A 12,345-nucleotide genomic window follows, 5' to 3' on the forward strand; every position below is an offset into this window, starting at 1 on the left:
TTTTTTACAATTATAAGTTTATAATGCGAAAGGTCTAAAATGTTTGAAGTAAAGAATTTATCAAAATCATATAAAAAACGGCAGATTCTAAAAAACGTTTCTCTCACCGCGAACGACGGCGAGATAATCGGCATTGTTGGGGCAAATGGCTCCGGAAAATCAACTTTTCTTTTTGCGTTGGCCAACTTGCCTCAAAAATGCGGATACGTTCCCCAGAATTCCGTCTTAATCGAAGAACTTTCGGCTCGCGACAATTTAAGGCTTTTGTACAAAAAGTCTGATTTAGAAAAATCCCTTTTGCAAGGCGGAGTTGTGCGCACCCTCGGAATCAATTCTTTTTTGGACGTAACTGTTTCTAAAATGTCTGGCGGAATGAAAAAACGACTTTCCATTGCCTGTGCGGTTGCCAACAGTCCAAAAGTCCTTTTGCTCGATGAGCCAAGTTCTGCGCTGGACATTCCTTGCAAAGAAAAACTTTACGACTATTACAAAGATTTTGCCAAAAAAGGCGGAATCATAATTCTTGTTACGCACGATGCCGAAGAACTTGCGTTGTGCACACGATGTTTTGTCCTTCAAAACGGAACTCTTTCGCCGTACAAATATGACGGTGATTTTCATGCACTTTCCGCAATTTTGCAGACGGAAAAAGAGGATGAAAAATCAGAATGACAATTTTTTTTAGATTTTTGAGGGTTCAGTTTTTACGGATTCTAAAACTTTTTCCAAAAATTCTTTCGTTTTCACTTTTGACTTTTGCTCTTATTGCAGTTTTGGCGTTTCTGGTCGTACGGAATATGGATTTTTCTGGCTCAAAGAAAAAACTCTCGGTTGGAATCGTGGGCGATTTGTCTTCAAAATATCTTGATTTTGGCGTGAACGCACTAAAAATGATGGATTCGAGCCGGTATTTCGTTGATTTGAAAATCCTGAAATTCGATGAAGCAAAAAATCTTTTGCGTCGTGGAAAACTTTCTGCGTTTGTCGTCGTGCCTGATGAATTTTTTGAATCTGTCATTTGCGGCGAAAATGATTTAAAAGTTTCTTATTATACGGCAAGCGGGCAGGAAGGAATCGAAAAAATTCTAAAAGAACAGGTTTCGGACATAATTTCGACTTTGCTCGTTCACGCTCAGGCCGGAATCTTCGCGATGGAAAGAATTGCTAGGTCAACTCACCAAACAAAAAATCTTTCGTTTTACAATAACGATTTGAATTTAAAATACGTTAACTGGACTCTTGAACGCACCAAACTTTGTCGCGTTCAAGAAGCCGGAATCGCTGGCGGGCTTTCGTTAACGGCATATTATCTTCTTGCCGCGATTCTGCTTTTTTTTGCGTTTTTTGGAATCGGAGCCTTTCCGTTTTTTATGAATCGTACAAAAACGCAGTTCAAATTTTTTACCGTGAACGGAATCGGTTGTGCAAAACAGTTTTTTTGCGAATTCAGCGCATATTTTTTCGTGCAAATCGTTTTTCTTGCAATTGTTTGCGCGAGCGTTGCTTTTACGGCGGAACGCGGATTTTTTGTTATTGAAAACTGGCATTATTCGGGGGCAGTTCACGGTTCGCTTTCGCTCTTTTTGTCTTTCGTTCCTGTTTGCCTGATGATTTCGGCAATGCAATTTTTTCTCTTTGAATTTTCAGAAAATATCGTTTCGATGCTGACTTTGCAATTTTTGATTTTGGCAAGCCTGTGCTTTTTGGGCGGCTGTTTTTATCCCGTTGATTTTTTTCCTGAGGTCTTAAAAAAAATCGCTTCGTTTTTGCCAATCGGCGCCGCCTTTTCATTTTTAAAAGCAAGCTTTTTGCAAGAAAGTATTTTTTCAGTTTTAAAAGTGATTTTTTATGCAGCCTGTTTCTGCGGATTTTCGATTTTTATTAGAACTTTGCGAATTAGGAGCGAGTGATGAAAAAAATCTGGTTCTTTTTGATGCAAAAAAGATTTTTTAAAAAGCCTGGCTTTATTATTATTTTGTTGCTCGTCATTCCTATGGTCTTTTCGTTCCGTTCTTGTGCTTCAAAAAAAAGCGGAATTCTGACGGTTGCGCTTTGCCAAAAAAACACTTCGGATTCTTTGCCGGTGGAAGAACTTGCTTCTAAAATCATGGCAGAACTTGAATCGTCTGTGCCGAACGTGAATTTTGTTCGCTGCGACGGTGAGGAAGTTGCAAAAACTCTCGTCCTTCAAAAAAAAGTTGACTGTGCTTGGATTTTTGACAGAAATCTTGAAGAAAAATTGGACGAGGCTGGAAAAGATGGGCTTGTTCAGCCTGTCGTAACGGCTTTTGAAAGCGAAGAAAATTCTTTTATGGCTTTTAGTCGCGAACTTTTATACATGAAAGTTTACCCGATTTTTTCTTACAGTGCCTATAAAAATTTTGTCCTCGAACGTTTTGGCCCTGTGAGTGAAGAAATCCTCAAAAAAAATTACGATTTTTACTCGGCTTCCACTGATTTTTTTGTGCACGAAAGCCTTTCTTCGAACAAAACTTCTTCTGTTTCGTATCTTTTAACTCCGATGCGCGGTCTTTTGGCCGTTTGGCTCATGCTGTGCGCTTTTGCCTCGTCTGTGGTTTTTATGAATGATGAAAAAAATGCCACTTTCGTCTGGATAAAACTTAATTCGCGGCTAAAAAAGTTCGGTTTTTCTGTTTTTATGCAGTCAATTCCTGTTTTTGATGCGGCTTTAGTTCTTTTTTTGTCAGTCTTTGCGGGCGGGCTTTTTACGAATCTGCATTCAGAAATTATTCCGCTTTTGTTTTTTTTGATTTCGGCAGTGCTTTTTTCAAATCTTTTGCGAATGATTTTTAAAACTCCGGCAGTTTTTTGCGCGGCATTGCCACTTTTGATTTTAGTTCAGCTGGTCGTGTGCCCGATTTTCGTCAGAATTCAGACGCTTTTACCGATTCAATATATTCTGCCGCCGTTTTATTACCTGAATTCCGTGCAGGATTCGTGGTTTTTAACTCCGTTCGCTGTTTATGTTTTGATTCTTGCGGCTTTGAATTTTCTGTTTTGCAAGCAGTAAATCTTGTGGCTCCCATGAAAATCGATGTTATGTCGAGCGAAGTCGAGACATCTATTGCCCCCGGAAAATAGCGGAGAGGAGACGCTATCGCTTGCAGACCTCTCGACTACGTTCGAGGTGACAGTGCTATGTGGTCATTGAGCTTGTCGAAATGACTTTTTTACGCAATCGGTTGTGGTTTCGACAGGCTCAACCACCGCTTGTTTTTTGAAATCTGTGTCCATCCGTGTTTATCTACGTTGAAAACTTGAAATTTGTCACTCCCGTACCTGAGCGCGGAAATGACAAAATATTCAAAGTTATCTCTAAAAAATGCAATTTTTAGAGATTCTATTTACTTTAATAGCTCGCACGAGAGCACGACGAACTTTCCGTCTTTTTCCATAAAACCTTTTACCGTTACTGATTTTTTTACCAATTTTTTAAGGTCAGCCGACGTTACTGGTTTTTGCATGTTTTTGTTTCCGCCGTTCGGCATCTGCATTCCGTCTTTTGGTGGTTCACCGCCGCCAAAGCCTTTTGGACCGCCGCTTGGAGGCATTCCCGCGCCTCCTTTAGGCTCTTCCATCAATGTAAGAATCGTGGATTTGTTGTCGCTTCCAGTCAAAATATAGCTTTCCTTTCCGCTTATTTTTGTGACGCTCAGCGTTCCGGAAAGCGTCTGTAATTCCCTTATTTTGCCTGGCTTTTCACCGCCGTTTTTCATGCCTTTTTCGTTTGGCGGCGGAGGCATCCTTTCGTTTTGAGAAGAATCTTCGGTTTTTGAGACTGTTTTTTCTGCATATTCAAAAGGAACTAGTTTTCCGCCGTCAGAAAGAATAATCGTTCGGCCATGCAGATAAGAATTTTCAGAAAGTTTTTTGTTGTAATAAATCGAGTGTCCGTTCGAAACGATGTTTTTAAATTCGCTGTCATCGTCATTCAAAATATTTATGTATGAATCGGCAGTCACAATGAATTTTGCGTTTTTCGCAAGAATCAAGTCCGCCGTTCCTTTGTTTTCCGAATTGATTTCGCCCGTAAAAATTGTCGAGTCTCCGAGATTCAATTTTAAAAAGCTTATTTCATCAACAAGAATTTTTCCTTCGAGTTTCTGATTTTCTGCATCGAATTCAAGTTTTCCGCCGTTCGCGCCTTTTCGTCCCCAGCCGCGTTCAGAGTTGTTTCCCGAAACTTTGATTAGCGCGCCAGATTTGTTGTTCAGGTTCGTGGAGTTCAAATTTACGACCGCACTTGTGTTGGTAATATAGAAGAAAGGTCCGTTCGCAACGTTTGTGAGCGTTGAACTTGATGCAGAAAAGAATGCTGTGCCGAGGTTTGCGTCTCCGCTCATGCTCTGGTAAAGCATTATTGCGCTTGCAGTTTCGCCCTGAAGTCCAGCCCCGCCGCTCAAATCTGAATTTGTAATATTTATTGAATTTTTTCCTTCGATGCAAGCAATTTCAGATGCTTTTGCGCTTCCTTTTAAGTTTTTTACCGAAATATTTCCGGTGGAATAAATTACTGGCGAGCCGTTTCCGCGGGTTTCTGCAGTTCCCTGATTCACGTTTACGAAACCTTCGCCTCGGTCAGTCGCAAATGCCGCGCAGTGGTCGCCTTCTGTCAGAATTTCCACGTTCTGCGCGTTGATTTTTCCGCCGTAAGTTGAGTCAAGTCCGCGTGAAGAATTTTGTTTTGTGTGGATTTTTAAATTTTTGATGTTGATTTTGGATTTTTCTCCAGTCGAAAAAACTGCGTTAGAACCGTCACCGTCAGTTTCTATTGAAGAATTTAAAATCGTGAGAGTTCCGCCGTTGCTTAAAACGCCGGCGTTCAATCCGTAAAAATTGCTCTGTCCGTCGTTTGAGGAATTGCCTGATTTTTTAATGCTGACATTTTTTATTGAAGAGGATGCTCCTTCTTGTACTAAAAATGCACTTTCGTCGGTTGCTTTAGACTCAACCGCCACGGATGAAAAAGATTTGCTTCCCTCCGAAACGGTCATTTTGCCTTTTAAAGTTGGTTTTTCTTCGTTCGGAACAGTTCCAAAAAAGTTTTCAAAGTTTTCTGTTTCGTTGCTCACAACCTTTTTTGTTTCATTTTGCGCATACGCGGTAGTAAATAAAATTGCAAACATAAAAATTGATGTAAATTTTTTCATTGCTCACCTCTTAAAAAGTTGATTAAGGAATGCTCTAAAAAGTTTAGTTTTTTGAGTTTTTAGAACTGCTCTTAAGTTTTATACATAGAACCAAAACGAAACTTAATAGTATTTTCCTAAAACAAAATATTACGTTGGATAACTTTTTTTTAGTCTTTTTGCGCAAGAAGTTTTATTGAAACGTTTGAAGGTTTAAAATCTGTTGAGCGTCCGTTACGGAGTTTCAAAAAAAATGATGGTTGAGCTTTAGATGTCTCCGACTCCCTTCAGTCGCGACTCTCAGAATCATTTTTTGCCTTGCCTCCAATAACGACTAACAGATTTCTAGGCTACTTGTTTGTACAAAAGTTCTAAAATCTCTAATTTTAAAATACTTTTCTTCATAAAAAAACGATTTAGTAAAGAAAAAAAATTGCTGATTATTGATTATTGTTTTATAATCGTGTTCATGGAAGATACAACTATTGCTACAGAAAGCCCAATCGGCAAACACTTGGAGAAAATCGCAGAGGGCGCTCCAGTTTCATACCTTACTTTTAATAAAAAAGAATTACGCTTGTTGCAAAAATGTCTATCGGGCGCAGTCCCGACTGTGAGATTGTAATTGATAACAAGCTCGTAAGTCGTGTTCATGCTTGCATTCAAAAAATCAAGGATGACTACTTCCTTAAAGATGAGAACAGCACAAACGGAACGTTCCTTAACGGACACAGAATTCCGCAGGAAAAATATGTAAAACTGAATTCTGGCGATAAAATTACCGTCGGCTCAGTCACGATGATTATGGCATAGCCATTTTAGCAGGAATTGCAAATGCTGTTTTTCGGTGTTTGCAATTCTTAGTTTTAAATCACAAAATAGTCACTTTTAGTCGATGGAAAACCATTTTGTCAGAAATCCGAGAACAACTTTACACCTTTTTAAATGAAACAGAGTTACCGAATCACGATACGCTAAGTGCTTTGTGCGAATATGCTGTTTCAGTTTTAGAAAACGAAAATATATATTATCGTCCAAAAGATAAAACCTTAAAATCTGGGGGACTTTTGGATTTTTCATCAGGAGATTTGGCCGGTCTTCCTGTACTTATTGTGCCAGACCTTCATGCACGCGGAAAATTCCTTTTTGACATTTTAGACAGTTGTCTGCCTGGAAAAAATATAACGGTTCTTGAAATGCTCGAACTCGGTCAGCTTATAATCTGCTGTGTTGGAGACATTTTTCATGCAGAGGGCAGGGCCAGAGACAGATGGCTGCTTGCTTATGATGATTACGAGGCTTATGAAAACGGAGATTTTAAATTTGAATCTAGCGAGCCTATGAAAGCTGAGATGATAGAAAATCTTACTTTGTTGGAAATGCTGCTTCTTTTAAAGACGAGTTTTCCGCCTTTTTTTCATGTTTTAAAAGGAAATCACGAGAACATTTTGAATAATGGAGAATTCGGAAATCGACCTTTTAGAAAATTCGCTGATGAGGGAAATATGGTCTACACGTTTTTGGAATGTGCTTACGGTCAGATAATTCCTTATCTTATCGATATTTACGAAAAGAATCTGCCGATTTGCGCAGTTTTTTCAAATTGCGTTGTAAGTCATGCTGAACCGCTCCGCGCATATTCCCGTGAAGAAATCATTAATTACAGGATGAAACCAGATGTTATTTACGGTCTTACGTGGACTGCAAACGACACTGCCCAAGATGACAGCTGTGAAAAAACAATGAAAAATCTTCTTGGCCGCAAATTCGCAAAGAGCGGAATTTGGTTTGGCGGGCATCGTCCGATTCTTGGAACGTATGCTTTGCGGCAAAAAGGAAAATATATTCAGATTCATAATCCGAATGAAGAAAATATTGCTTTTGTTATGCCAAACAAAATCTTTAATGCCGATGAGGATATTTTAAACGTTGAGTCATAAAAAACGTTCTAAAAACAATTGGGCTTTCTGAAACGCAGTTTTTGGTTTGCCCGAAAATTAAAAAATATAACCAGTACATATTTGGGGAAAATAGGGGGAGAATATGTCTGACGAAAAAACTGTAGTTGCAGCACCAAAAAAGAAGACTGCCGTTCCTGCATCTCAAAAGGCGGCTATGCGCACCGTTGTTGCTGATTCCACCGTGGCCGCGATAGAAAAGCCTTCTGCTCGCGTCGCCACAAAACTTTCAATTCCTGCCGCTTCCGGAGCCGCAAAAAAATTGACTTCCGGTTTAACAGCTACGGCTCCAAAAACGTCCGCCGCTCGTACAGTTCTGGCTGATTCAACAGTTGTTGCCGCACCTAAAACCTCTGTTCGCACGGCTGCAAAAACTGTTCCTGCACCTGCAAAAGGTTCTGCCGCAGCATCAATTTTAAAAACTTCAGGAACGCGAACTCACACGCCTGCGTTTATCGGAAAATATCCTATAAAAAAGAAACTCGCCGAAGGTGGCATGGGAGCTGTTTTTATTGGAACTCACCCACAGCTAAAACGCGATGTAATTCTAAAAAAGCTCAAACTCAAGGCGCGCAAAAATTCTATCGTTCTTGAACGTTTTAAGCGCGAAGCCGAGATTATGATGAATCTTCAGTGCCCTTACATTGTAAACACTTTTGATTATTTCGTTGAAGGTTCGTCACATTACATTGTTGAAGAGTTCGTTGACGGAATTTCTCTTTCCGACTTGATTGAAAAACAGGTTTCCCTTGGAACAGAACTTTCTGCGCTCATATTTTTGGACGCTTGCCGTGCGTTGCAATTTGCTCACAATCGAAAAATCGTTCATCGCGACATAAAACCTGCTAACATTCTTATTTCAAAACGCGGCGAAGTAAAGCTTGCCGATTTTGGAATTGCCGGTGTTGATAAAGAAGTTAACGACTCTTCTGCCGAGTTCGAGGATGAGGACAAGACCGCCGAAGAAGAAGTTCAGAATTTTAGTGATGATGACGGAATTACAAAAACTGGTTCTGTGCTCGGAACGCCGGCTTACATGGCTCCAGAGCAGCTCGAAGATGCGAACAGCGTTGACCAGCGTGCAGACATTTATTCAATGGGCGTTATGTTTTACGAAATGCTCACTGGCTCCAAGCCTTTTGACGCACCTTTAAAACGCGACGGAACTTTGAACGAACAGGCATACGAAAAAATCAAAAAAGGAAAGTATTTGAATCCGCGAAGACTCGACAAATCGATTCCGCGCGAATTGTGTAGAATGATTTCAAAAATGCTTCGTTTTAAGCGTGAAGACCGCTACGAAAAAATTGATGACGTTATTGCAATCTTAAAAAAATATCTTTCGCATTATGACGCTCACTCAATCAGAACCCATCTTGCAAGGGCTGTAAACGAGACTGCTCAGGTTGAGATTCCAAAATTCGAGCGAAAAAAGCAGATTTTGCTAATGGTAGTACTCAGTTTTGTTGGAGCCGTGGTTCTTGTCTGCTCATCAATTTCTGTTTGGAAGGCGGGGTATGTCCACAAGACGATTTTGAGCCCTTGGTACAAGCCTGTTACGATAACCCTAAAACTTCCGATTGCCACCGCCCGCTTTAGAAACAATTTGCCAATTATGGCCTATTTCTTTGAGGACGGCGATGACCAGCCAGAAGTCAAAGGTCGAAAACGCTCGTTCATCGTTGATGAATCTTTGGATTCCGAAGATTCCGAGTTCTCGATTTATACGATAAAGCCTGCATATTTTAGAGCCGGTCTTTACCGAACAAAAATCCTTCTCGGTTCGTATGTTTTCTGGACTTCTTTCTCGGTTGATAAAGAGGCTGTGAACCTTCCCGTCGATTTTTCTTCCATAAATAAGCGTTCTGTAAGAGTTCTTGCGAAGGCTCACGACATAAAAACAGGGGAAGACCTTTCGAAGAAGGCGAAATTCTCGATTTATTACAATGGAAAATGGCAGGATCTTAAAAAAATCAACACGGAAAAGCTCAGAAGCCAAGGTGTATATAAAATTCGTGCGTCCGCAAAGGGATATGCTGAAAAAGAATACTCAATGGTAACTGACTGGTATCAGGATGAACTTTACGTTGAGATTGGTCTTGAAAGCGAGTCTGATGTCGCTAAAAACAATTAGCTTTTAGATTGCTAAAAATTTATTGGAAACGCTAAAACAAATTTAAGGGGACATTTGAAAACTGAAGTTTTTCAATGTCCCCTTAAATTTAAAAATAAACTTCCGGGCGTTTCCTATTGTCGATTCATATTTTGTGTTATTATATTTAATAGTATGAATGATAATGACGAAAAACTTGATGTAGAAATTGATTTGAAAAACGAAGAAAAATCGATTTCTGATGACGATACAATTTCTATTTCGGATGATGAAACTTTAAAAGAAATGGCAATGCTTGACGGAGAAGATTCCGAGCCGAAAGACGAAAATAAAAAATCCGCTCCTAAAAAAAAGAATAAGGCTAAGCGAGTTGATGTTACCGAAGGCGTGATAGATTCTTCTATAATTCCTTTGGATCAGATGTTACCGCCTCATCTTTACATAGTGCCTAGCGAAGCGCACCCTCTTTTTCCAGGCATTTTTACTCCTGTGATGATAAATGCCGGCGAGGACAGCCGGACGGTGGAAGAGGCGTTTGCCAGCGACGGCTTTATTGGAATAATCATGATGAAAGATTCTGCGGCGGACGGAAATACTGCGTCTACGGCAGACTTATACAAAGTCGGTACGGTTGCGAGAATCATAAAAAAAATCAACTTGCCTGACGGTGGATTAAATATTTTTATTTCTTCGATAAAACGATTTAAAATCAAAAAAGTCCTTTCAAAGACAGCGCCGATTTGTGTTGCGGTTGAATATCTTGATGATGAAGAGGACGATACTTTTGAGGTTAAGGCTCTAACCCGTGCGCTCATAAGCGAAATGAAAGAGATTAGCGAAAATAATCCTCTTTTTAGTGAAGAAATGCGCCTTAACATGGTGAATATTGACAATCCTGGAAAAATCGCTGATTTTGTCACTTCGATTTTGAACGTTGAAAAAGAAGAGCAGCAGAAGATTCTTGAAGAAACAAATGTTCGCTCTCGTTTGGGGCAGGTTCTTGTTTACATAAAAAAAGATCAGGATTTAATCCGCATCCAAAAGAAAATCCAGACTGAGCTTCAGGAAAATTTTGAAAAGAATCAGCGCGAGTACTTCCTTCGTGAAGAAATGAAGATGATTCAGAATGAGCTTGGTGCTGGTGCTGACGGCAGCGATTATCAAAAACTCAAGGCGAAAATTGAAGAATTCAAGTTTGAGGGCGAGATAAAAGAAGCCGTTGAGAATGAGCTTGAAAAATTCAAGTTGATGGATCCGAGTTCAAGTGAATATTTTGTTTCAAGAAATTATTTGGAGCTTATAACCGCGCTTCCGTGGAAAGATGAGCCAGAAGAGAATTTTGATTTGGGCAAAGCTTTTAAAATCTTGGAAAAAGACCATTACGGGCTCGACGACGTAAAAAAGAGAATCCTTGAGTACCTTGCGGTGCGTCGGCTCAAAAAGGACAACAAGGGGTCGATTATGATTCTTGTTGGTCCTCCTGGTGTTGGAAAAACTTCTATTGGTTTCTCGATTGCAAACGCGATGAACAAGCCGTTCTATCGATTCAGCGTGGGCGGAATGCGTGACGAGGCCGAGATAAAAGGTCACAGGCGCACCTACGTTGGGGCCATGCCTGGAAAAATCTTGCAGGGACTTAAAATCACAAAGACTAAATCTCCTGTATTCTTGATTGACGAAGTTGACAAGATGGGCGCGAGCTATTCTGGAGGCGATCCGGCTTCTGCTTTGCTCGAAGTGCTTGACCCTGAGCAGAACATAAACTTTAGGGACAGCTATCTTGATTTGCCTTTTGACATTTCGGACGTATTCTTTATTTTGACGGCGAACACCCTTGACTCGATTCCTGGACCGCTCCGCGACAGGGCTGAAATTATCAGCCTCGCAGGATATATTGATCAGGAAAAAATCGAAATTGCCAAAAAACATTTGATTCCGAAGAATCTTGCAAAAAACGGTCTTGCAAAAAATCAGGTGCGCTACACGAAAGACGCTCTGATGCGAATTTCACAAGAATATGCCCGTGAAGCCGGCGTTCGTCATTACGAAAAGTGCATCGACAAGATTCACCGAAAAATCGTAATGGAGCAGCTTACAGGAATTCCTGCCGACATAAAGACTTTGAGTTCAGTCGGAAAGGTTAACGACGATACTGTGAACGGGCTTGAGGATTTAAAGAGCAAAGTTTGGACAATCGACGCAAAAGACCTTGATAAATATCTCGGAAAGCCTGTTTTTGACGAGAGTGAGATTAAAAAAGCCAGCGTTCCTGGAACTTGTATAGGTCTCGCTTGGACAAGCATGGGAGGCGACACGCTTCTTATTGAGTCCATCACATTTCCGAGTGAGAAAGGCGGCTTGCAACTTACTGGTCAAATGGGCGATGTAATGAAGGAAAGTGCTCAGATTGCCATGAACTGGGTAAAGCAGTTTGCAATCGAGCATAAAATAAAGCCTTCGAGCTGGTTTGAGCGAAATGTAATTCACTTGCATATTCCTGAGGGGGCTACTCCAAAAGATGGTCCGAGTGCAGGTATTACGATGGCGACTACGTTCATGTCGCTTTTGACCGGAAGACTCGTAAAGCCGAACGTTGCCATGACTGGCGAACTTGACCTTACGGGACAGGTTATGCCAATTGGCGGTCTTCGTGAAAAAACTGTTGCCGCAAGGCGCAATGGCATAAAGACGATTTATATTCCGAAGGCGAACGAGCGCGATTTGGAAGAAATTCCTGAGCACGTAAAAACAGGTATAAAATTCATTCCTGTTACAAATGCGATGGAAGTTATGAAAACCGTTTTCCAGCCAAAAGAAGAAAAAGAAGACAAAGGTTACGGATTCTAACGCTTCCGAAACAAAATTGTCTGTTTCTGCTCTGTTCATCAATCTAGGTTAGTGGACAGAGTAGAAGCTCAAATCCAACCTTGTTATTCCGAATTTATTTAGGTTGAATGTTGAGTTTTTAATTCAATGTAAAAAATACGTCCACTATTAGAAAAGCGCGTCTGTTGTGCTAAGCTGAAGGTAATAGGTATCCGCCTGCGCTCGTTTTTTCCTCAAAAATTGCGAGCGAGGCGCGAGCAATAAAACAGTCCTCTTAAAATCGTGGCCCTGCTTGCCG

At 40.5% G+C, this 12,345-nt stretch carries 8 protein-coding genes; 7 read left to right on the forward strand and 1 reads right to left on the reverse strand.

The annotated features are described in order from the left end of the window. Window positions 1–39 precede the first annotated feature (39 nt). From JI65_RS15605 to JI65_RS15615, 3 genes are read left to right on the forward strand one after another with little or no spacing between them, the layout of a single operon-like run. Entirely contained in the window at window positions 40–672 is a 633-nt protein-coding gene (locus tag JI65_RS15605) for an ATP-binding cassette domain-containing protein (protein WP_191018090.1), read from the forward strand. Then, window positions 669–1,910: an ABC transporter permease gene (locus JI65_RS15610; RefSeq protein WP_191018091.1), complete on the forward strand. Its 1,242-nt coding sequence runs from the start codon at window positions 669–671 to the stop codon at window positions 1,908–1,910. Before JI65_RS15605 ends, JI65_RS15610 begins: the two co-directional genes overlap by 4 nt. Continuing rightward, entirely contained in the window at window positions 1,910–3,031 is a 1,122-nt protein-coding gene (locus JI65_RS15615) for a hypothetical protein (RefSeq protein WP_191018092.1), read from the forward strand. Before JI65_RS15610 ends, JI65_RS15615 begins: the two co-directional genes overlap by 1 nt. A gap of 334 nt (window positions 3,032–3,365) precedes the next feature. Here JI65_RS15615 and JI65_RS15620 read toward each other — a convergent pair whose 3' ends face one another. After that, window positions 3,366–5,171: a hypothetical protein gene (locus tag JI65_RS15620; protein WP_191018093.1), complete on the reverse strand. Its 1,806-nt coding sequence runs from the start codon at window positions 5,169–5,171 to the stop codon at window positions 3,366–3,368. A gap of 567 nt (window positions 5,172–5,738) precedes the next feature. Here JI65_RS15620 and JI65_RS15625 point away from each other — a divergent pair. The 4 genes from JI65_RS15625 to lon all read left to right on the forward strand — a co-directional run bounded on the left by JI65_RS15625 (window position 5,739) and on the right by lon (window position 12,068). After that, window positions 5,739–5,963 carry an FHA domain-containing protein gene (locus tag JI65_RS15625; RefSeq protein ID WP_242457274.1) on the forward strand — a complete coding sequence of 75 codons (225 nt, stop codon included), beginning with the start codon at window positions 5,739–5,741 and terminating at the stop codon, window positions 5,961–5,963. A gap of 254 nt (window positions 5,964–6,217) precedes the next feature. Further along, on the forward strand, window positions 6,218–7,090 hold the full coding sequence (locus tag JI65_RS15630; RefSeq protein ID WP_191018094.1) for a metallophosphoesterase family protein: 873 nt from the start codon (window positions 6,218–6,220) through the stop codon (window positions 7,088–7,090). Between the two features lie 103 nt (window positions 7,091–7,193). Next, on the forward strand, window positions 7,194–9,242 hold the full coding sequence (locus JI65_RS15635) for a serine/threonine protein kinase (RefSeq protein ID WP_191018095.1): 2,049 nt from the start codon (window positions 7,194–7,196) through the stop codon (window positions 9,240–9,242). A gap of 270 nt (window positions 9,243–9,512) precedes the next feature. Continuing rightward, complete coding sequence (gene lon / locus JI65_RS15640; RefSeq protein ID WP_422822290.1) at window positions 9,513–12,068, forward strand: endopeptidase La; 2,556 nt, start codon at window positions 9,513–9,515, stop codon at window positions 12,066–12,068. The last annotated feature ends 277 nt before the right edge of the window (window positions 12,069–12,345 follow it).

The organism is Treponema zioleckii, from assembly GCF_014737315.1.
Classification (GTDB): Bacteria; Spirochaetota; Spirochaetia; order Treponematales; family Treponemataceae; genus Treponema_D; species Treponema_D zioleckii.